An 18,429-nucleotide genomic window follows, 5' to 3' on the forward strand; every position below is an offset into this window, starting at 1 on the left:
GACGAGCGGATGACCCTGTACGAGTCGCGCCCCGTGGGCGTCGTGATCGAGGCTCCGGCCGCGGAGGTGTACGCCTTCGTCTCCGACCCGGCGAACCTCCCGCGGTGGGCCGCGGGCCTCGCCTCCACCGCACTCGAGCAGGTGGACGGACGCTGGTTCGCCGACTCGCCGATGGGCCGGGTCGAGGTGCGGTTCGCCCCGCAGAACCCGTACGGCGTCGCGGACCACGAGGTCGCCCTCCCCGACGGGACGGTGGTGGACAATCCGCTCCGGGTGCTCGTGAACGGGGACGGCGCCGAGGTGGCCTTCACAGTGCGGCGGCGTCCCGGGATGAGCCTCGACGACTGGGACGAGGACTGCGCGCGGGTCGCGGACGACCTCGAATCGCTCCGGCTGCTGTTCGAGCGCGGGGCGCTGTAGGTTCGTCACAGCTCCGGCGCAGGGCCGGCACCCGTGAGAACGAGGACGCGATGACCTCCCCCGATCGTCCGAGCACCCGCCCCGCCGGCGGCATCGAGCTCAACGGCCTCGACACGATCCAGGAGTCGGAGCGGCACGGCCGCCCGCGCGACCTGTTCTGGCCGTGGTTCGCCGCGAACGTGTCCGTGCTGGGGCTGAGCTACGGCTCCTTCCTCCTCGGCTTCGGCCTCTCCTTCGGGCAGGCGACACTCGTCAGCGTGATCGGGATCGTCGTCTCGTTCCTCTTCTGCGGCCTGGTCGCCGTCGCCGGCAAGCGCGGCTCCGCCCCCACGATGGTGCTCAGCCGGGCGGCGTTCGGTGTCGACGGCAACCGCCTGATCTCGGTGATCTCCTGGCTGCTCACGGTGGGCTGGGAGACCGTGCTGGCCTCCCTCGCGGTGCTCGCGACGGCGACGGTGTTCGAGGAGTTCGGCTGGGACGGGGGCGTGCTCACGAAGGTGGTCGCGCTGATCGTGGTCGCCGCGCTCATCGTGATCGCGGGGATCGCCGGCTTCCGCCTGATCATGCGGCTCCAGCTCGCGATCACCGTCGCCACCGCCGTGCTGACCGTGGTCTACGTCGTTCTCGTCCTCGACCGGATCGACCTCGCGGCCGTCGGCGCCCTGCCCGCGGGCTCGGCCGCCGCGGTCATCGGCGGGCTCGTGTTCATGATGACCGGCTTCGGGCTGGGCTGGGTGAACGCGGCAGCTGACTACTCCCGCTACCTCCCCCGCGGCGCCCGTACCAGCGGAGTGATCGCCTGGACGACGATCGGCGGAGCGGTCGCGCCCGTCGTGCTGGTGGTCGTCGGCCTCCTGCTGGCCGGCTCCTCGCAGGAGCTCTCGGACGCGATCGCCGCGGACCCGATCGGAGCGCTCGCCGGGATCCTGCCGACCTGGTTCCTGCTCCCCTTCATCGTCGTCGCGCTGCTCGGCCTGATCGGCGGGGCCGTGATGGACATCTACTCCTCGGGTCTGGCGCTGCTCAGCACGGGGCTTAAGGTCTCGCGGCCGGTCGCCGCCGGGATCGACGGCGTGCTGATGGTCCTGGGCGCGGTCTACGTCGTGTTCATCGCCGGCGACTTCCTGGGCCCGTTCCAGGGCTTCCTGATCACCCTCGGCGTGCCGATCGCGGCCTGGCTCGGCGTGTTCCTCGCCGACCTCCTCCTCCGCCGGCGCGACTACGACCAGGAGGCGCTCTACGACTCCCGCGGCCGCTACGGCAGCGTCTCGGCGGTCCCCGTGGCGCTCGTGCTGGTCGGCGCAGTCGTCGGCTGGGGCCTGGTGGTCAACTACTCGCCCGGGTTCGAGTGGGAGGGCTACCTCCTCGGCCCGCTCGGCGGCCGCGACGGCGACTGGGCCGGCGCGAACCTCGGCGTGCTCGTGGCGCTCGTGATCGGCTTCGCGGGAACGCTCGCGTTCTCGCGTGGGGCCGTCCGCCGCCAGGAGGCCTCGGCGTGAGCCTGCTCGTCGCGATCGACCTGCAGTACGTCTTCGCCGATGCGGAGTCGCCGTGGGGATCCGCCGGGTTCGAGCGCGCCGCCGAGGGGACCCGTCGGCTCCTCCCGGCGTTCGGCGAGCGGGTCGTGACCACCCGCTTCGTCGCCCCGGAGCGGCCCGCCGGCGCATGGATCCCCTACTACCGCGAGTGGCCGTTCGCGCTCGTCCCCGGGAGCGACCGGCTCTACGAGCTCGTGGCCGGGTTCGAGGGCCACCGCACGATCACCGCGACGACCTTCGGCAAGTGGGGGCCCGAGCTCGAGGCCGAGCTCGACGACTCCCGCGAGCTCGTGGTCACGGGCGTCTCGACCGACTGCTGCGTGCTCTCGACGGCGCTGGCCGCCGCGGACGCCGGAATCCGGGTGAGGGTCGCCGCGGACGCCTGCGCCGGCGCCTCCGAGGCCGACCACCGCCGTGCGCTCGACGCGATGGCCCTGTACGCGCCGCTGATCGAGATCACGACCGTGGACGCGGTGCTGGCGGACCTGCGCGACCGGGCCTGAGACGGCGGGCGGGACGCGAGCCGCCGCCGGTCGGTCCCCGGCGTCGCGGGGCGACCCCGTCACCCGGCATGATGTCGGCATGTCCTCCACCGACGAGCGCGTCAGCCCGGCTCCCCGCACCCTGGTCATCGGCGAGGCGCTGATCGACATCGTCGAGCGCGACGGCAGCGCCACGGAGCACGTCGGCGGCTCCCCGGCCAACGTCGCGCTCACACTCGCCCGCCTCGGGCGGCCCGCGACCCTCGTCACCGACATCGCCGACGACGAGCGCGGCCGCCGCATCCGTGCGCACCTCGAGGCGTCCGGAGTGGAGGTCCGGCACGGCGACGCGGAGCGCACCAGCACGGCGCGGGCGGTCCTCGCCTCGGACGGGTCCGCCCGCTACGTCTTCGACCTCTCCTGGAACCCGCCGGCCGCGGACCCGGAGGGCGCGTCCCACGTCCACACGGGCTCCATCGCGATCTTCCTCGAGCCGGGCGGATCCGCCGTGCTCGAGCTCCTCGAGGCGCTGCCCGCCGGAGTGACGGCGAGCGTCGACGCGAACATCCGCCCGGCGCTGGTCGGCGCGCACGCGGAGGCGCTCGCGCGCTTCGAGCGGATCGCCGCCGCGTGCGAGGTCGTGAAGCTCAGCGACGAGGACGCGGAGTGGCTCTACCCGACGATGCAGCTCGACGAGGTCCTCAGCCGACTGCTCTCCCTCGGGTCGCAGCTCGCCGTCGTCACGCGCGGCGCGGAGGGACTGCTGCTGGCCTCGGCCGTCACGCGGGTGACCGTGCCCGCCGCACGGATCGTGGTGGCCGACACGATCGGCGCCGGCGACTCCGCGATGGGGGCGATCCTCGACGAGGCCTTCCGCCAGGGCCTCAGCGCGGCGAACGGGATGCTGCTCGACGGTCCCGCCCTGCACGCGATCGGCCGCCACGCCGCGCACGTCGCCGGCATCACGACCTCCCGCTCCGGCGCGAACCCGCCCACCCGCGACGAGCTCTGAGGCCCGGAGCGGACCTTCTGCAGAACGCCCCTGGTGCTCGCGGCGGGATGCGGAGATACTGGGCGCACCTCGACGGGAAGGCGTGCCGTGCCCACTTCACTGAGCCCCTACATCGGCTTCGACGGCTCCGCGCAGGAGGCGATGGAGTTCTACCGGGACGTGCTCGGCGGCGAGCTCAGCTCCAGCCGCTTCGGCGATTTCGGGATGAGCGGGGATCCGGCCGACCAGGACCGGATCATGCACGCGCAGCTCGTGACGCCGAGCGGGATGATCCTGATGGGCTCCGACTCCCCCTCCTCGAGCCCGGCCGAGAACGGCGCCCGCATCACGATCGCGCTCTTCGGCGACGACGACGCCGAGCTGAGCGGCTACTGGGACGGACTGGCCGAGGGCGGCACGGTCGTCGAGCCGCTGGTCGCCTCGCCCTGGGGCGACCGCTTCGGGATGCTGGTCGACCGCTACGGCGTCGGCTGGATGGTGAACATCGCCGCTCCGCCGGCCTGACGCTCCTCCCCAGCCCCGGATCGGGGCACGCGTCCCCCCGGTGCGTCCACCCGTCCCGCCGGCCGCCGCGGCAGGCGCAGAATGGAGGGGCCGCTCCCGCTCCGGGGGCCGTCCCACCTCTCACGAAGGCTGCAGATGACGATCACGCTCGGGTACAAGGCATCGGCGGAGCAGTTCGGCGCACGGGAGCTCGTCGAGCTCGCGGTCGGCGCCGAGCGGCACGGCTTCGAGACCGCGGTCGTCTCGGACCACTTCCAGCCCTGGCGCCACACCGGCGGGCACGCGCCGTTCTCTCTCGCCTGGCTCGCCGCGGCCGGTGAGCGCACCTCCACCATCACCCTCGGCACCTCCGTGATGACGCCGCACTACCGCTACAACCCCGCCGTGATCGCCCAGGCGTTCGGCACGCTCGGCGTGCTCTACCCCGAGCGGATCATGCTCGGCGTCGGCACCGGCGAGGCGCTGAACGAGGTCGCCACCGGCTACCAGGGCGCGGGCGAGCAGACCTGGCCCGACTTCAAGGAGCGCTTCGCCCGCCTGCGCGAGGCCGTCCGGCTGATGCGCGCGCTCTGGGCGGGCGACCGCGTCACGTTCGACGGCGAGTACTACTCCACGCACGAGGCGTCGATCTACGACAAGCCCGAGAGCGGCGTGCCGGTCTACATCGCGGCGGGCGGCCCCGTCGTCGCCAAGTACGCCGGCCGGGCGGGCGACGGCTTCATCTGCACGTCGGGCAAGGGCATGGAGCTCTACACCGAGAAGCTGCTCCCCGCTGTCGAGGAGGGCGCCGCCGCGGCCGATCGCGACTCCTCGACCATCGACCGCATGATCGAGATCAAGCTCTCCTACGACCCCGATCCGGCGCTCGCGCTCGAGAACACGCGCTTCTGGGCGCCGCTCTCGCTGTCGCCGGAGCAGAAGCACTCGCTGACCGATCCGGTCGACATGGAGCGGGCCGCCGACGAGCTGCCGATCGAGCAGGTCGCGAAGCGCTGGATCGTCGGCTCCGACCCCGAGGAGACGGTCGCGCAGATCAAGCCCTACGTCGACGCGGGCTTCCGCCACCTGGTCTTCCACGCCCCGGGCGACGACCAGCAGCGCTTCTTCGACGCCTTCGAGCGCGACCTCGCGCCGCGGCTGCGCGCGCTCTGACCTCCCGCCTCCGCCACGACCCCCTTCGGAAGGGCCGCTCCCGCATGACCACGGCCACCCTGCTCGCCCGGCTAGATCGCGGCGAGGCGCTGACGCGCGAGACCGCCGAAGCGCTCCTCGGCGCGCGCGGCGACGACCTCGACCTGCTGCTGGAGGCCGCCGGCCGCCTGCGCGACGACGGGCTGGCCCTCCGCGGACGGCCCGGCGTCGTCACCTACTCGCGGAAGGTCTTCGTCCCGCTGACCAAGCTCTGCCGCGACCGGTGCCACTACTGCGTCTTCGTGGAGACGCCGGGCGGGCTCGCGGCCAAGCGCGAGTCGACCTTCATGGAGCCGGAGGAGATCCTCGAGGTCGCTCGCGCCGGTGCCGCGCTCGGCTGCAAGGAGGCCCTGTTCACGCTCGGCGACCGCCCGGAGGACCGGTGGCCGGTCGCCCGCGCCTGGCTCGCCGAGCACGGCTACGCCTCGACGCTCGAGTACGTGCGCGCGATGGCCGTCCTGGTGATGAGCGAGACGGGCATGGTCACGCACCTGAACCCCGGCGTGATGTCGTGGGCCGAGCTGCAGCGGCTCCGCCCGGTCGCGCCCTCGATGGGCATGATGCTGGAGACGACCGCCGAGCGCCTCTGGTCCGAGAAGGGCGGCGTGCACTACGGCTCCCCGGACAAGGACCCGGCGCTGCGCCTGCGCGTGCTCGAGGACGCGGGCCGCAGCCGCATCCCCTTCACCACCGGCGTGCTGCTAGGCATCGGCGAGAACGCCGCGGAGCGGGCGGACGCCCTCTTCGCGATCCGCGAGTCCCACGAGCGCTGGGGCCACGTCCAGGAGTGCATCGTCCAGAACTTCCGCGCGAAGCCGAGGACGGCCATGCAGAACGAGGTCGATCTCGAGCTGCAGGAGTACGTGGCCAACGTCGCGGTCGCGCGCCTCGTGCTCGGCGCCGACGCGACGATCCAGGCGCCGCCGAACCTCACCGACGAGCAGGAGCTCGGGCTGCTGCTGCGCGCCGGGGTCGACGACTGGGGCGGCGTCAGCCCGCTCACGGCCGATCACGTCAATCCGGAGCGCCCCTGGCCGAACATCGACGACCTCGCGCGTCTCACCGCGGCCGCCGGCTACCGGCTGCACGAGCGGCTGACCGCGCATCCGCAGTACCTCCGCGACTCGGCCACCTGGATCGATCCGCGCGTCGCTCCCTACGTCGAGGCGCTCGCCGACCGCGCGACCTGGCTCGCCGACGAGGCGGCACCGGTCCTCCCCCGGCCCTACCGTGAATCGCTCGACGCTCCGCCCCGGCCGATCGCGCCCGCCCTCGGCGCCGTGCTCGCCCGGGCGGAGGCGGACCCCGCCGGCCTCGAGGACGCCGACTACCTCGCCCTGCTCGCGGCCGACGGCGACGACCTCGACGCCCTCTCCGCCCTGGCGGACGACCTGCGGCACGACGCCGCCGGCGACGAGGTCTCGGTCGTCGTCAACCGCAACATCGACACCTCCCTCTGGGGAGCCGGCGGGCTCACCGTCGAGCGGCTGGAGGAGCTCGCCGACGAGGCGGTCGCGCTCGGCGCCACCGAGCTCTGCCTCCAGGGCGCGATCGGACCGGAGCACCCGGGCGACGATCTGCTGCTGATCGTCCGCACCCTGAAGGAGCGGCAGCCCTCTCTGCACCTCCACGCCTACCGGCCCGGCGAGATCCTCGAGGTCGCCCGCCGTACCGGCCGCACCCTGCCCGCGATGCTCGACGCTCTGCGCGAGGCGGGCGTGGACTCCGTCCCGGGGACCGCCGCCCGCATCCTCGACGACGACGTCCGCGCCGTTCTGAGCGAGGGGACGGACCCGACGGTGGCCGAGTGGCGGGAGGCGATCACGGCCGCCCATCGCAGCGGACTCCGCTCCACCTCGACGATGGTCTACGGACACGTCGAGACCCCCGAGCAGCAGCTCGCGCACCTGCGGACGCTCGCGGCGATCCAGGACGAGACGGGCGGCTTCACCGAGTTCATCGCGATGCCCTTCGTCCCGGCGGAGGCGCCTCCCGGCGTCGTGCGCGCGAGCCGTGGCGGGCCGAGCCTCCGCGAGACCCGCGCCGTGCACGCCGTCGCCCGGCTCGTCCTCCACGGCCGGATCGCCCACGTGCAGACCGCCTGGACCAAGCTCGGACTGCACGCGGCGCAGGTCCTCCTCCGCGGCGGCGCGGACGACCTCGGCGGCCTGCTGCTCGACGGCGCCCTCCGCCCCGAGGCGGGAGCGGAGGCCTACCGCTCGCTCGACATCGCGACCGTCGCCCGGCTGAGCGGCGAGATCGGCCGCGGCTGGCGCCAGCGCACCACGACCTACGGCGCGGTCGCACCGGAGCGGGCGCTGCGAGCGGAGGCCGTCGCTGCGGCGGGCCCGCAGCGGCTGCGCCTCCCGGTCCGCAGGACCCGCCGGGCGTCATGACCCGCTCCGAGTACCTGCGGCGCCAGGCCGGGCTGGTCCGGGAGGAGCGGGTCGAGTCGGACGGCGCCACCGTGCGGCTGCTGACCGCGGGTGCCGAGAGCCCGCGCGCCGTGCTGCTGCTGACCGGCGTCGGCCGGGGCGCGCGGAGCGACACCGGGCTGCTGACGCCGTTGCTGGCGCGGCGCCACCGCGTCGCCGCGCTCGAGCTCGCCGACCTCGACGACCCGTGGCTCGACGGCCCCGCCGCGGTCCGCACCTCCCTGGACGCGCTCGGCGCCGAGGAGGCCGTCCTGATCGGCCACTCCCTCGGAGCCGCCGTGGCCCTCGCCGCGGGCGATCGGCGGGTGCGCGCGCTCGCCCTCGTGGCCGGGTGGCTGCGCCCGACGGAGCGCCTCCTCCGCGCTGCGCGCCTCTGGCCGATGCTGCCGCCCGACGCGCAGGAGGAGGCCGCTCGGCTCCTCGCCGTCCGCTCGGCCACCGCCTCCTCCCCGTGGGGCGCCGACGCCGCGAGGATGCTCGCCGCCTCCGCTCGAGCCGACGCCTCCGCGGCCGCCTCGGACTGCAGGGTACCCGCCCTCGTGGTCGGCTGCTCCGCCGATGCCGTCGTCGGCGTCGAGGGTGCCGAGGCCCTGCTCGGCGCGATCGACGACGCCCGCTACGCCGTCCTCGACTCCGGTCACGCCGTGCTCGCCGAGCGTCCCGCCGAGCTCCTCGCCGTCCTCGAGCACTTCCTCGCCGATCCGCACCACGACCCGGCGGGCAGCGTCCTGGCGAGGATGACGGTCTGATGGATGTCGACGTCGTCGTGATCGGCGCCGGGTTCGCCGGCCTCGGAGCCGCGGTCCGCCTGGAGCGCCGCGGCGGGACCTCGTTCGTCGTGCTGGAGCGCGCCGAGCGGATCGGGGGCACCTGGCGGGACAACGTCTACCCCGGCGTCTCCTGCGACATCCCCTCGCACCTCTACTCCTACTCGTTCGCCCCCGAGGCCGACTGGTCGGCGTTCTACGCCCCCGGGGCCGAGATCCAGGCCTACCTCGAGCGCGTCGTCGCGAAGGAGGGCCTGGCTCCGCGGCTCCGACTGGGGACCGAGGTGCTGGAGGCGGCCTTCGATGAGGAGGCCCACCGCTGGCGGGTGCGCACCTCGCGGGGCGACTACTCCGCCGCCGTCCTCCTCGTCTGCGCTGGGCGCCTCTCCGAGCCCCGCCTCCCGGCCGTCCCGGGCCTCGACGCGTTCGCGGGGCCCGCCTTCCACTCCGCCCGCTGGCGGGACGAGGTCGACCTCGACGGGAAGCGCGTCGGCATCGTCGGCTCGGGCGCCTCCGCCGTGCAGATCGTGCCGCACCTCGCCGAGCGCGCCGCCGAGGTGGTCCTCTTCCAGCGCTCGGCCCCGTACGTCGTCCCCCGCCGGAACCGCCCGTACCCGCCGGAGGAGCGCCGAGCCCTCTCCCGCGCGCCCGGGGCCCTCGCGCGGCTGCGCGAGGAGCTGTTCTGGCGCGCGGAGCTCGGCTTCGCCGGCCGCGTCGCCGTTCCCGAGGCCATCGACCGGCTGCGAGCGGAGGCGCTCGATCACCTCGAGGAGCAGATCGTCGATCCAGTGCTCCGCGCCGTGCTGACGCCGGACTACGAGATCGGCTGCAAGCGCGTGCTCCTCTCGGACGACTACTACCCCGCTCTCGCTCAGCCGCACGTCCGCGTCGTCCCCGGTCCGCTCCGGCGCATCGAGGAGGGCGCAGCGCTCGGCGACGACGGCGTCCCGCACGGCGTCGACGTGCTCGTCTTCGCGACCGGCTTCCACTCCACCCGGCCGCCCCTCGCCCGGCGCATCCGCGGCCGCGGCGGCGTCCTCCTCGCCGACCGCTGGGCCGACGGCATGGCGGCGTACGAGTCGACCGCCGTCCACGGGTTCCCGAGCCTCTTCGTCGTCAACGGCCCCAACGCCAGCCTCGGCCACAACTCCGCGGTGCACATGATCGAGACGCAGATCGAGTACGTGCTCGCGGCCCTCGACCACCTCGAGGTCTCCGGCGCCGACCGGCTCGAGGTCACCGCCGAGGCCGAGGCCGCCTCCGTCGCCCGCCTCGACGCCCTGAGCGCCGACACCGTCTGGACCAACGGCGGCTGCGAGAGCTGGTACCTCGACGACAACCGGCGCCTCACCCTGCTCTGGCCCGACTTCGCCTTCGCCTTCCGCGAGGAGCTCGGCCGCTTCGACCCCTCGGCCTACACGACCTGACCGCGGCTCGCTATCGTGACCGCATGACCGACCGCGTGCTCGCTCCCGAACCGCCCGCCGACGGCGCGAAGCCGAAGGGTCCGGCCTCGTACTTCCCGAGCATCGAGAAGACCTACGGCCGCCCCGTCCAGGACTGGCTCGACCTCGCCGACGAGCGCCTGCGCTCCGAACCGCACATGCAGGTCGTCACCTGGCTCAAGACCGAGCACGGCCTGGGCCACGGCCACGCCAACGCGATCGTCGCCTACGTCCGCGCCGCCCGCGCCTGACCGCCTCGCCCCTCGTCCGCACAGGCTAGGCCCGGCCGCCTCCCCGGGCCACCCGTCGTCGGCGCCCACGCCGTCCGGGGATAATCGGGGCATGCGCGAAGACGACGACGTCGATCTGGTGATCGACGCGTGGGCCGGGGCCCTGCCCGACCTCGATTTCGCGCCTCTCGACGTCGTCTCCCGCCTCCGCCGCCTCAGTCCGCGTGTGCAGGAGGTGCGGCGGCAGTCCTTCGCCACCAGCGATCTCGCCCCGTGGGAGTTCGAGCTCCTCTCGCTGCTGCGGCAGCGCGGAGAGGGCGGGATGACCCCCTCGGCCCTCGCCACCCACCTCGCGCTGTCCAGCGGGAACCTGGCCAGCCGCGTCGACCGCCTCGGCGCCCGCGGGCTCGTGGTCCGCGAGCAGAACGCCGCGGACTCGCGCAGCAAGATCGTCTCGCTCACCCCGCGGGGCACGAAGCGGGTCGACGAGGCGATGCGCAATCTCGTCGCCGCCGAGGGCGAGGTGCTCGCCGATCTCGACGCCGCGCAGGTGTCGGTCCTGATCGAGTGCCTGCGCCGGATCAGCGACACCCTCGACCGACTGCAGTGACGTGCTACGCCCGACGAGCCTGGGAGGTCAAGCCCGTTCGGAGAGACGAGCACGGACGTAGCGTGAAGCGTGCACGGTCGAGGCGTCAGCCACCCGTGCGGATGATCGCGAAAGCGGAGAGCACCATGACACAGATTTCTTCTCTACAACCCGCGCGATGGAGCCGGAACGGAGTCAGGATCGTCGTCGTTCCCGGGGCGGAGCTGCCCCGGTTCCGACTCGAGATCGACCCCCGACTGACCACCGCGCCCTCCCTCGTCCCCACGGGACCCTTCTCGACCGTCGAGGAGGCTGAGCGGGCCGCAGAGGTCGCCGCAGGCCTTCTGGGGGCGAAGATCCCGGCCTGAGCGCCCGACCCGTCGAGACGGCCGGATCAGCCCGCGAGCTCCGCGAGCGATCCGGTCGGGACCGCGATCCACCCCTCGGCCTCCGCCGCCTCCTGCAGTTCGGGAGGCACCGGCAGGGTCGCGCCCAGGGCGTGCGCGCGGGCGTTGAGGGCGGCGACGACGGCGTCGAACGCGTCGTCGGAGCGCCTTATCAGGGCGAGCGCGGGCGCCGGCACGTCGAGCCAGGGCGCCGCCCGGCGCAGCGACTCCACGGCGAGCGCCACGGCCTCCGGCCGCGTCTTGTAGCCCGTCGTGTCGACACCCCAGAGCCGGAGCGCCGCCGCCGGGTACGCCTCGACGAGCCGGCCGCGGCCGGAGCGGTCGACGTCCTCCCCGCTCGCGGCGAAGGCGTCGAGCAGCTCCGCGCAACGCATGGCGGTCATCCCGAGCCTGTCGGTCGAGACGCTGAGCGGCCAGCGCCCGGTGACCTCCCGCGCCACCCGGTCCGTCTCGCGGTAGGCGAGCCGGCGGCGCCAGTCGCGTCCGGCGAGCGTGCGCGGCGACACCTCCCGCCGCGTGTGGGCGGACACGAACGCCGCGAACTCCACCGGCCAGCCGAACGCGCAGTCGATCCCGATCACCGCCGCGTCCCGCGACGCCTCGACGATCACGGCGTCCTCGGCGCCGAGGGCGAGCGAGCGGACGACGGCTCGACCGCCGGAGAACTCGAGGGCGGCGAGAGCGGTGCGCACCGGCTCCGCAGCGAGGTCGACACCGATCGTGAGCACGGGGACAGGGTAGGCGGTCCGGCGCTACGCTCGAGCGATGACGCCGCCCGCTCCCTCGTCCCGGGCGGAGTCGGCCCACGTGCCGGTCGCGCTCCTCCGCCTCCTCGTGGCCGCGGCCGTCCTCGTCGCCGTGATCGCGACGGCCGTCGACACCGCCTCCCGCACGCCGCTGAACCCGTTCAACTTCTTCGGCTTCTTCACCATCCAGAGCAACATCGTGCTGGCCGTCGTGCTCGGAGCCACCGCTGCGCTCGCGCTCCGGGGCCGTCCCGCGCCCGGCGGGCTCGTGCTGGCGCGAGGTGCCTTCACCGGGTACATCATCGTCGTCGGCCTCGTCTACAACACCCTCCTCACCGACGTGGCCGGCGGAGTGGCGCTTCCGTGGGCCAACACGGTGATGCACGTGCTGTTCCCCGTCTACGGCCTGCTCGACTGGCTGCTGCTCGCGGATCGACCTCCGCTGCCGTGGCGGAGGCTGTGGCTGGTCGTGGTCTACCCGATCGCGTGGCTCGTCGTGGTGCTGATCCGGGGAGCGACGGACGGCTGGGTGCCCTATCCGTTCCTGGATCCCGCGACCGGATACGGGCAGGTGTCGGTGTTCGTCGTCGCGATCGCGGTCGCGTTCCTCGCCTCGGGGGCCCTGGTCTGGGCGATGAGCCGACTGCGGATCGTGCCGGTGGCGGGCGTCTGAGGCGACGCTCGCCTGTCCTTCGGCTCCGCTCGCCGGACGGCGGGATCTGCTGCCGTCGCGCACATCCGGCCCGTTCTGGGGTCACCCGTCCGGGGTCATCCGGGGCTCCACTCCCCTAGCGTCGGGACCGACGGCTCCCCCCACCGTCCTCCCCCCTCGAGAACGGTCCCGCATGAGCCTCTCCTCCTCCCGCCCGCCGACCGTGGGCCGCCGCGTCCGCGCCCTCGCCGTCGGTGCCGCTCTCGCCCTCGCCGCCGCCCTGCTCCCGGCGCAGACCGCCGCCGCCGCCACTCCCGCCACCCTGTCGGTGCTCAGCCTCGGCGACTCCATCACCCAGGCCTACGGCACCTGCGGCTCCTTCGCGGACTGCCCCCGCAACAACTGGTCAACCGGCACCAGCTCCTCCGTGAACTCCTTCGCCGCACGCCTGCGCGCGAAGCTCCCCGGCACCACCGTCACGACCGCGAACTTCGCCACCACGGGCGACGTCGTGGCGCAGGTCCCCTCGCGGATCGACGCCGCCGTCGCCGCGGGCGTGAAGCCGGACGTCGTCACCCTGCTGATCGGCGGCAACGACCTCTGCTCGCCCGACAACCGCGTCGCCTCCGACGGCTACACGATGACCCCGGCGAGCACGTTCCGCACCGGAGCCTCCGCCGCGATCACGAAGATCCGCACCACGTGGCCCTCCGCCCGCATCGTCCTCTCCTCGATGCCGAACGTGGCCTCCGAGTGGTCGGTCGTGAAGACCGGAGTCGGCGCGCTGGTCTGGGCGGGCGGCGATCTCTGCCGCACCACCCGCGGCGTCAGCTCCACCGGCCGCAGGCTCAGCAGCACCGCCGCGGCTGCCTCCGCCGCTGCAGCGAAGACGCGGACGACGCAGTACAACACCGCCCTGGAGACGGCGTGCAGCGCGGCCGGTCAGCTCTGCGACTGGGACGGCGGAGCGCTCACTGCGACCCCCGTCACGAAGGGCCTGATCGGGACCACGGACTACTTCCACCCGAGCGTCGCGGGTCAGGCGAAGATCGCCTCGATCCAGTGGGCGGCGTCGAACTTCTCGAAGTAGCGCCGTCCGGAGCGGCCGCTCACGCGTCGAGCGGTCGCTCCCCGTCGCGGCGGCGGCGCTGCTCCTCGGCGAGCCGCGCGTAGTGAGCCTCCTCGCGCTCGAGGTCCGCGAGCTGCTCCTCGGTGCTCTTCGACGCGGGCCGGACCACGATGGTCGGCGGCGCCTGCTTGCGTCGGCGGGGCACGCGGCCGCCCGGCACGAACGATCCCCCGTCGCCGCGCTTCCAGTCGTGCCCGAGCAGGAACCACAGCGAGACGCCGATGAGCGGGAGGAAGAAGATCAGCAGGATCCACACGATCTTGGGGAGGTTCTTGATGACATTGTCCGGCTGCCGCACGACGTCGACCAGCGCGAGCACGGTCAGGACGATGATCAGCAGCGAGAACACGAACCCCATGCAGACGAGGGTACGACGCCGAGGGCTCCTCGTCGCCGCGGTGCCGGCCGGCGTCCGTTCCGTCTGCGGTCCGTGACCCGCTCCGGCGCGGCCGGTCGCGGCCTCCAAGCCGTTCGGCTCCGATCCCGCACGCACGCCTGCTCCCCACGAACGCGTGCCACCATCGGACGATGACCGAGACGCCGCCCGCCCCCGCCTCGACACCGGTGAAGAAGCGCCTCACGGCCGCCCGTCTCGCCCTGATCGCCGGCCTCGTCCTCGCCGTCGCCGGCCTGGCCGCGCTCGCACTCGTGCCTCTGCAGTACGCGAACATCGACCGTCAGGGCTTCGACTACGTCTGCAGCGTCAGCCTGGGCGGCGTCCCGCCCGAGGCCGGTGAGCTCATCCGCGGCTTCTGGTCGTGGTGGCCGCTCGGCGCCGCCTGTGAGTGGACGCTCCTCGACGGCACGACGGTGGTCGACCTCCCCGACTGGTCGACGACCGCCGTCGCGATCGTGGGAGCCGTGCTGCTCGTCGTCGGAGCGGCGCTCGCGATCGCGTCGCCGTTCCTCCGCCGCCGGAGTGCTTCGGCCGAGACCGCCTAGCGGTCGAAGAGGTTCCCGAGGTCGCCGAGACCCGGCAGCTGGAAGTCCGAGCCGAACTCCGACACCTGCTCCCCCAGCCCGGACACGTGCTCGCCCGCGCCGGAGACGAACTCGCCCGCGCCGCCCGTGATGTCGCCGAAGTCGCCCAGGTCCCCGAATCCGCCGGCCAGGTTCTCGAAGTCCACGCCGAGCCCGGACGCCTGCGCGAGCAGCGGTCCCGCGACGCTGCTGATCACGGCTCCGCCCGCGACCGCCGCGAGCAGTCCGCCGGCCGCGCCGAGCCCGATGCCCGCCGCCGCTCCGACGCCCGCGCCCGCGAGCGCACCGCGCGTCCCCGGCTTCGAGAACATCTTCTTGAGGAACCCGGGGTTGTTCGCCTCGCCGCGCGTCGCCGTCCGTGCCAGGTCGTCGGGGGCGGAGGACCGCGGCTGCTCGTTCGCGGGCAGCTCGTCGCGGAGCCGCGCCTCGACCTGGGCGCGTTGCGCCGGCGTCAGCTTCGCGAACGCGTCGCGGTGCACCTGCTCGAGCTGCTCGGGGTCGGCGGTGCGGAGGAGGTAGTCGTAGCGGGCGATCGCCGCGCGGTCCTCCTGCGTGACCACAGGCTGCTGCCCGGGCCGGGCGTCCTGGGGTCGCGCGGAGGGGCGCTGCGGCGAGCCGAACTGCTGGGGCGGCTGAGCCTGCCCGCTCCGCGAGTCGCCCGTCACCTTGTCGGCGGCGGTCCGCACCAGGTCGCGCCAGTCGGTCGTCCCGCCCGAGGCGGACCCCGAGCCGGTCTTCGAATCGAGCGCCTTCGACGCCATGCCGAGAACGCGCTTGAACATGCTCACAGAGAACCTTCCGTCGAGTACCAGCCTCGATCATGGCGAGGCAGCCTGGGTGAAGACCCGCGAGACGCCCTCAGAAGGCCGTGAGCGGTCACCGACGCCGATGTCGCTCCGGGATCCCCTCCCCGCACTCCGCCTGTTCGAGCAGATCGCGCACGTACCGCGGGTGGAGGACGGCCCGCCACATCCAGCCGAGGAAGGGGATCCCGAGCTCCGGCAGCCACCGCCTGCAGACGGCCGCCGTGTGACCGGCCGACGCGAGCAGCGCACTGGATCCCGCGAGCCAGCTGTTCGCGAACGCGTCCCGCTGGACGGCGAGGCTCAGGACGAGGACGGCGAGGGCCGCAGCAGCGAGCAGGTGCAGACCGCCGCGGAACCTCGGTGTGCGCGCTCGACCGAAGAGCAGACCCACGAGAAGACCTCCGACGACCGCGGCAGTGGTGATCACGTCGACGACCCCGTTCCCTCTCTGCGTCGACGGCCCCTCCGATCCCAGGGGACGTTCTCGCGGCTCCGTTCAGAGCCGTTCCCGATGGACCCGCGGCGCCTCGCTGCCGAGGACCCATGAGGAGGCTCTGCGGCCGTGCGTCCCTGCCGGACAGGAGTTCCCACCCGGGCAGGACTGTCGAGGACTGGAACCGTCGGCGCCTCAACAAGCAAAGCCCGGATCGCTGAGCAGTACCGGACCGTGGCGTGGAACGGAGCAACGGCGGCGGTATCCCGATCGCGCACTGTGGTGCCCCTGGAGGGACTCGAACCCCCAACCTGCTCCTTAGGACGGAGTCGCTCTTCCATTGAGCTACAGAGGCTGGCCGAGCCAGTGTACCCGCCGGGCCCCGGCGCCCGCGAAGCGCGGTTCGGCCTTCACCGTCTGCCCGGGAAGCGCACCGCGGCCTCGTCGCGCCGAGGGAGCGGCTCGCACCTCTTGACACCGGCACCTGCGGGCTCCATGGTTAATTACAACACCAACCAACCACCCAACCCCGCACCGAAGGAGCCCGCGTGGACGACTCCCGCCCTCTCTTCCTGCAGATCGCCGAGCAGATCGAGAACGACATCATCGACGGCGCACTGCCGGAGGAGTCGCAGGTCCCGTCGACCAACGAGTTCGCCGCGTTCCACCGCATCAACCCGGCCACGGCCGGCAAGGGCGTTAATCTGCTCGTCGACGACGGGGTGCTCTACAAGAAGAGGGGGATCGGCATGTTCGTCGCCGAGGGGGCGCGCGACCGGCTGATCGAGAAGCGCCGCACGCAGTTCCGCGACCAGTTCGTCGCTCCCCTGCTCGCCGAGGCCGCCAAGCTCGGCCTCAGCACCGAGCAGCTCGCCGACATGATCACAGAGGGGGGATCGCGATGAGCGCGGTCGTCGAGGTCGAGGACCTCACCAAGCACTACGGCAGGATGCAGGCCGTCGACGGCGTCAGCTTCTCTCTCGAGGAGAACCGCATCCACGGCCTCCTCGGACGCAATGGGGCGGGCAAGACGACGCTGATGTCGCTGCTCACCGGTCAGGAGTTCGCCAGCTCGGGCGACATCCGCGTCTTCGGGCAGTCGCCGCTCGAGAACGCCTCCGTGCTCTCCCGCACCTGCTTCATCAAGGAGAGCCAGAAGTACCCGGACGACTTCAGGGTGAAGCACGTCCTGCGCAGCGCCCCCTGGTTCTTCGACGGCTGGGACGAGGCGTTCGCCCGCGAGCTGGTCGAGGACTTCCGCCTCCCGGTCGACCGCAAGGTCAGGAAGCTCTCCCGCGGGCAGCTCTCGGCGATCGGAGTGGTCGTCGGCCTCGCCTCCCGCGCCCCGCTCACGTTCTTCGACGAGCCGTACCTGGGCCTGGACGCCGTCGCCCGGCAGCTGTTCTACGACCGCCTCCTCCAGGACTTCGCCGAGCACCCGCGCACGGTCGTCCTCTCCACCCACCTCATCGACGAGGTCAGCAGCCTGCTCGAGCACGTCCTCGTCATCGATCAGGGCCGCCTCGTCGTCGACAGCGACGCGGAGGAGCTGCGCGGTGCCGCAGCGACGGTCATCGGCCCCCGGCAGGCCGTCGAGTCGTTCACCGCCGGCCGCGAGGTCATCGCCCGCTCCGCACTCGGCAGCCGCGCCTCGGCCACGCTTGCCCGCCTCGACGAGGCCGGCCGCGCCTCCGCCGTCCGCCACGGACTCGAGCTCGAGTCCGTCCCCCTCCAGCAGCTCGTCGTCCAGCTCACCACCGGGAAGGCCTCGGAATGACCGCCCTCACCTCCGCTCCTGCGCGCCACGACACCGCCGCCGGCCGCCTCGGCAGCATCGTCCGCCTGCACTTCGCGAACCCCGCCACGATCCTCTACACGCCGCTGATCGTCACCGCCGTCATCCTGGCGGGCAACCTCGTCGTCTGGTGGCTGATCCTCCGCGGACTCGACTCCGGCGAGCGCCTCGAGGCGCAGGAGGGGATGACCTACTCCGGCGCGTCCTTCTTCCTCTTCGTCTACATGATGGTCGTCGCCGTCCAGTCGGTGAACGTCACCTTCGGCCTCGCTCTCGGGTACGGCGCCACCCGCCGCGACTTCTCCCTCGGCACGGCCGTCACCTTCGTCGCGCTCTCGGTCTTCTACACCGCCGTGTTCGTGGTCCTCGGGATCGTGGAGCGGGCGACCGACGGCTGGGGCTTCGGCGGCAGCTTCTTCCGCTCGATCTACTTCGGCGGCGACTCCGTGGGCGAGCAGGCCGTCGCGGTGCTCTGCGCCCTCCTCTTCTTCTTCTTCGTCGGCGCGGCGACGGCGGCGGTCTACGTCCGCTGGCGCCAGCGCGGGATGCTGCTCTTCTTCGGGGTCCTCGGCGCCCTCGTGCTGGCCGTGGTCGCCCTCCTCACGCTGACCGAGACCTGGCCCGCCGTCGGCTCCTTCTTCGGCAGCGTCGGGTACGCGGGCGGCTACGCCCTCTCGCTCATCCCCACCGCTCTCGCCGGGGTCGCGGGCTGGGCGATCCTCCGCCGCGCCACCCCGCGCAGCAGCTGACACCACCCGCGGGGACCGCCGGAGCCGCCGCTCTGCTCCACGTTCCCGCCGCGCTGCTGACGGCGGCGGGCTCGCTGGTCCTCAGCCGTGGGACGCCTCCCGGTCGACCCCCTCCGGA

Annotated in this window: 21 protein-coding genes and 1 tRNA gene; 17 read left to right on the forward strand and 5 right to left on the reverse strand. The window is 73.2% G+C overall.

Annotated elements, in window-relative coordinates; all coding sequences use genetic code 11:
• Positions 1–9: 9 nt before the first annotated feature.
• The 11 genes from GSU45_RS11685 to GSU45_RS11735 all read left to right on the forward strand — a co-directional run bounded on the left by GSU45_RS11685 (position 10) and on the right by GSU45_RS11735 (position 10,634).
• Complete coding sequence (locus GSU45_RS11685; RefSeq protein WP_159915145.1) at positions 10–420, forward strand: SRPBCC family protein; 411 nt, start codon at positions 10–12, stop codon at positions 418–420.
• 50 nt (positions 421–470) lie between these two features.
• Positions 471–1,919 carry a cytosine permease gene (locus tag GSU45_RS11690; RefSeq protein WP_159915147.1) on the forward strand — a complete coding sequence of 483 codons (1,449 nt, stop codon included), beginning with the start codon at positions 471–473 and terminating at the stop codon, positions 1,917–1,919.
• Positions 1,916–2,461, forward strand: a complete 546-nt coding sequence (locus GSU45_RS11695; RefSeq protein WP_159915149.1) for a cysteine hydrolase — start codon at positions 1,916–1,918, stop codon at positions 2,459–2,461. Before GSU45_RS11690 ends, GSU45_RS11695 begins: the two co-directional genes overlap by 4 nt.
• 79 nt (positions 2,462–2,540) lie before the next feature.
• Positions 2,541–3,452 (forward strand): carbohydrate kinase, encoded by a 912-nt coding sequence (locus GSU45_RS11700; protein ID WP_159915151.1) that lies wholly within the window; start codon positions 2,541–2,543, stop codon positions 3,450–3,452.
• Between the two features lie 87 nt (positions 3,453–3,539).
• Positions 3,540–3,956: a VOC family protein gene (locus GSU45_RS11705; RefSeq protein ID WP_159915153.1), complete on the forward strand. Its 417-nt coding sequence runs from the start codon at positions 3,540–3,542 to the stop codon at positions 3,954–3,956.
• 135 nt (positions 3,957–4,091) lie between these two features.
• Positions 4,092–5,108 carry a glucose-6-phosphate dehydrogenase (coenzyme-F420) gene (gene fgd, locus GSU45_RS11710; RefSeq protein WP_208543431.1) on the forward strand — a complete coding sequence of 339 codons (1,017 nt, stop codon included), beginning with the start codon at positions 4,092–4,094 and terminating at the stop codon, positions 5,106–5,108.
• Between the two features lie 44 nt (positions 5,109–5,152).
• Positions 5,153–7,543, forward strand: a complete 2,391-nt coding sequence (gene cofG / locus GSU45_RS11715; RefSeq protein ID WP_159915155.1) for a 7,8-didemethyl-8-hydroxy-5-deazariboflavin synthase CofG — start codon at positions 5,153–5,155, stop codon at positions 7,541–7,543.
• Positions 7,540–8,331, forward strand: coding sequence for an alpha/beta fold hydrolase (locus GSU45_RS11720; protein ID WP_159915157.1), 792 nt, complete (start codon positions 7,540–7,542; stop codon positions 8,329–8,331). Before cofG ends, GSU45_RS11720 begins: the two co-directional genes overlap by 4 nt.
• Positions 8,331–9,776: an NAD(P)/FAD-dependent oxidoreductase gene (locus GSU45_RS11725; protein WP_159915159.1), complete on the forward strand. Its 1,446-nt coding sequence runs from the start codon at positions 8,331–8,333 to the stop codon at positions 9,774–9,776. The genes GSU45_RS11720 and GSU45_RS11725 overlap by 1 nt, the downstream gene beginning before the upstream one ends.
• Positions 9,777–9,799: 23 nt before the next feature.
• On the forward strand, positions 9,800–10,045 hold the full coding sequence (locus GSU45_RS11730) for a DUF4287 domain-containing protein (protein WP_104225060.1): 246 nt from the start codon (positions 9,800–9,802) through the stop codon (positions 10,043–10,045).
• Between the two features lie 91 nt (positions 10,046–10,136).
• Positions 10,137–10,634 carry a MarR family transcriptional regulator gene (locus tag GSU45_RS11735; protein WP_159915161.1) on the forward strand — a complete coding sequence of 166 codons (498 nt, stop codon included), beginning with the start codon at positions 10,137–10,139 and terminating at the stop codon, positions 10,632–10,634.
• Between the two features lie 373 nt (positions 10,635–11,007).
• Here the strand turns inward: GSU45_RS11735 and GSU45_RS11740 are convergent, their stop codons facing one another.
• Complete coding sequence (locus GSU45_RS11740; RefSeq protein WP_159915163.1) at positions 11,008–11,748, reverse strand: DUF429 domain-containing protein; 741 nt, start codon at positions 11,746–11,748, stop codon at positions 11,008–11,010.
• Between the two features lie 37 nt (positions 11,749–11,785).
• On the opposite strand from GSU45_RS11740, the gene GSU45_RS11745 reads away from it, so the two are divergent.
• Positions 11,786–12,439: a Pr6Pr family membrane protein gene (locus GSU45_RS11745; RefSeq protein ID WP_159915165.1), complete on the forward strand. Its 654-nt coding sequence runs from the start codon at positions 11,786–11,788 to the stop codon at positions 12,437–12,439.
• Positions 12,440–12,611: 172 nt separating this feature from the next.
• Positions 12,612–13,508 (forward strand): GDSL-type esterase/lipase family protein, encoded by an 897-nt coding sequence (locus GSU45_RS11750; RefSeq protein WP_159915167.1) that lies wholly within the window; start codon positions 12,612–12,614, stop codon positions 13,506–13,508.
• A gap of 19 nt (positions 13,509–13,527) precedes the next feature.
• Here GSU45_RS11750 and GSU45_RS11755 read toward each other — a convergent pair whose 3' ends face one another.
• A complete protein-coding gene (locus GSU45_RS11755) occupies positions 13,528–13,905 on the reverse strand; it encodes a PLD nuclease N-terminal domain-containing protein (protein WP_159915169.1) in 378 nt (125 codons plus the stop codon).
• A 170-nt stretch (positions 13,906–14,075) separates the two neighbouring features.
• Here GSU45_RS11755 and GSU45_RS11760 point away from each other — a divergent pair, with 170 nt between their 5' ends.
• A complete protein-coding gene (locus GSU45_RS11760; protein ID WP_159915171.1) occupies positions 14,076–14,489 on the forward strand; it encodes a hypothetical protein in 414 nt (137 codons plus the stop codon).
• Here GSU45_RS11760 and GSU45_RS11765 read toward each other — a convergent pair.
• The 3 genes from GSU45_RS11765 to GSU45_RS11775 all read right to left on the reverse strand — a co-directional run bounded on the left by GSU45_RS11765 (position 14,486) and on the right by GSU45_RS11775 (position 16,122).
• Complete coding sequence (locus GSU45_RS11765) at positions 14,486–15,310, reverse strand: hypothetical protein (RefSeq protein ID WP_244248109.1); 825 nt, start codon at positions 15,308–15,310, stop codon at positions 14,486–14,488. The two genes, GSU45_RS11760 and GSU45_RS11765, sit on opposite strands and share 4 nt — an antisense overlap.
• 94 nt (positions 15,311–15,404) lie before the next feature.
• Complete coding sequence (locus GSU45_RS11770) at positions 15,405–15,761, reverse strand: hypothetical protein (RefSeq protein ID WP_159915175.1); 357 nt, start codon at positions 15,759–15,761, stop codon at positions 15,405–15,407.
• A 286-nt stretch (positions 15,762–16,047) separates the two neighbouring features.
• Positions 16,048–16,122 (reverse strand) — tRNA-Arg (locus GSU45_RS11775).
• Between the two features lie 193 nt (positions 16,123–16,315).
• Here GSU45_RS11775 and GSU45_RS11780 point away from each other — a divergent pair.
• Genes GSU45_RS11780 through GSU45_RS11790 form a run of 3 tightly spaced genes read left to right on the forward strand, consistent with a single transcriptional unit; the run spans position 16,316 to position 18,311 of the window.
• Entirely contained in the window at positions 16,316–16,672 is a 357-nt protein-coding gene (locus GSU45_RS11780) for a GntR family transcriptional regulator (protein ID WP_159915177.1), read from the forward strand.
• Entirely contained in the window at positions 16,669–17,544 is an 876-nt protein-coding gene (locus GSU45_RS11785; RefSeq protein ID WP_159915179.1) for an ABC transporter ATP-binding protein, read from the forward strand. Before GSU45_RS11780 ends, GSU45_RS11785 begins: the two co-directional genes overlap by 4 nt.
• Complete coding sequence (locus GSU45_RS11790; RefSeq protein WP_159915181.1) at positions 17,541–18,311, forward strand: ABC transporter permease; 771 nt, start codon at positions 17,541–17,543, stop codon at positions 18,309–18,311. Before GSU45_RS11785 ends, GSU45_RS11790 begins: the two co-directional genes overlap by 4 nt.
• The last annotated feature ends 118 nt before the right edge of the window (positions 18,312–18,429 follow it).

Origin of the sequence: Rathayibacter sp. VKM Ac-2801, from assembly GCF_009834245.1 — a bacterium.
Taxonomy (GTDB): Bacteria; Actinomycetota; Actinomycetes; order Actinomycetales; family Microbacteriaceae; genus Rathayibacter.

Bases quoted from the DNA above. Each gene is read 5' to 3' on its own strand.
- GSU45_RS11700 (WP_159915151.1), top strand. From the start codon at position 2,541: ATGTCCTCCACCGACGAGCGCGTCAGCCCGGCTCCCCGCACCCTGGTC.
- GSU45_RS11755 (WP_159915169.1), bottom strand. From the start codon at position 13,905: ATGGGGTTCGTGTTCTCGCTGCTGATCATCGTCCTGACCGTGCTCGCG.
- GSU45_RS11735 (WP_159915161.1), top strand. From the start codon at position 10,137: ATGCGCGAAGACGACGACGTCGATCTGGTGATCGACGCGTGGGCCGGG.
- GSU45_RS11690 (WP_159915147.1), top strand. From the start codon at position 471: ATGACCTCCCCCGATCGTCCGAGCACCCGCCCCGCCGGCGGCATCGAG.
- fgd (WP_208543431.1), top strand. From the start codon at position 4,092: ATGACGATCACGCTCGGGTACAAGGCATCGGCGGAGCAGTTCGGCGCA.
- GSU45_RS11750 (WP_159915167.1), top strand. From the start codon at position 12,612: ATGAGCCTCTCCTCCTCCCGCCCGCCGACCGTGGGCCGCCGCGTCCGC.
- cofG (WP_159915155.1), top strand. From the start codon at position 5,153: ATGACCACGGCCACCCTGCTCGCCCGGCTAGATCGCGGCGAGGCGCTG.
- GSU45_RS11785 (WP_159915179.1), top strand. From the start codon at position 16,669: ATGAGCGCGGTCGTCGAGGTCGAGGACCTCACCAAGCACTACGGCAGG.
- GSU45_RS11765 (WP_244248109.1), bottom strand. From the start codon at position 15,310: ATGTTCAAGCGCGTTCTCGGCATGGCGTCGAAGGCGCTCGATTCGAAG.
- GSU45_RS11745 (WP_159915165.1), top strand. From the start codon at position 11,786: ATGACGCCGCCCGCTCCCTCGTCCCGGGCGGAGTCGGCCCACGTGCCG.
- GSU45_RS11790 (WP_159915181.1), top strand. From the start codon at position 17,541: ATGACCGCCCTCACCTCCGCTCCTGCGCGCCACGACACCGCCGCCGGC.
- GSU45_RS11685 (WP_159915145.1), top strand. From the start codon at position 10: ATGACCCTGTACGAGTCGCGCCCCGTGGGCGTCGTGATCGAGGCTCCG.
- GSU45_RS11720 (WP_159915157.1), top strand. From the start codon at position 7,540: ATGACCCGCTCCGAGTACCTGCGGCGCCAGGCCGGGCTGGTCCGGGAG.
- GSU45_RS11730 (WP_104225060.1), top strand. From the start codon at position 9,800: ATGACCGACCGCGTGCTCGCTCCCGAACCGCCCGCCGACGGCGCGAAG.
- GSU45_RS11760 (WP_159915171.1), top strand. From the start codon at position 14,076: ATGACCGAGACGCCGCCCGCCCCCGCCTCGACACCGGTGAAGAAGCGC.
- GSU45_RS11725 (WP_159915159.1), top strand. From the start codon at position 8,331: ATGGATGTCGACGTCGTCGTGATCGGCGCCGGGTTCGCCGGCCTCGGA.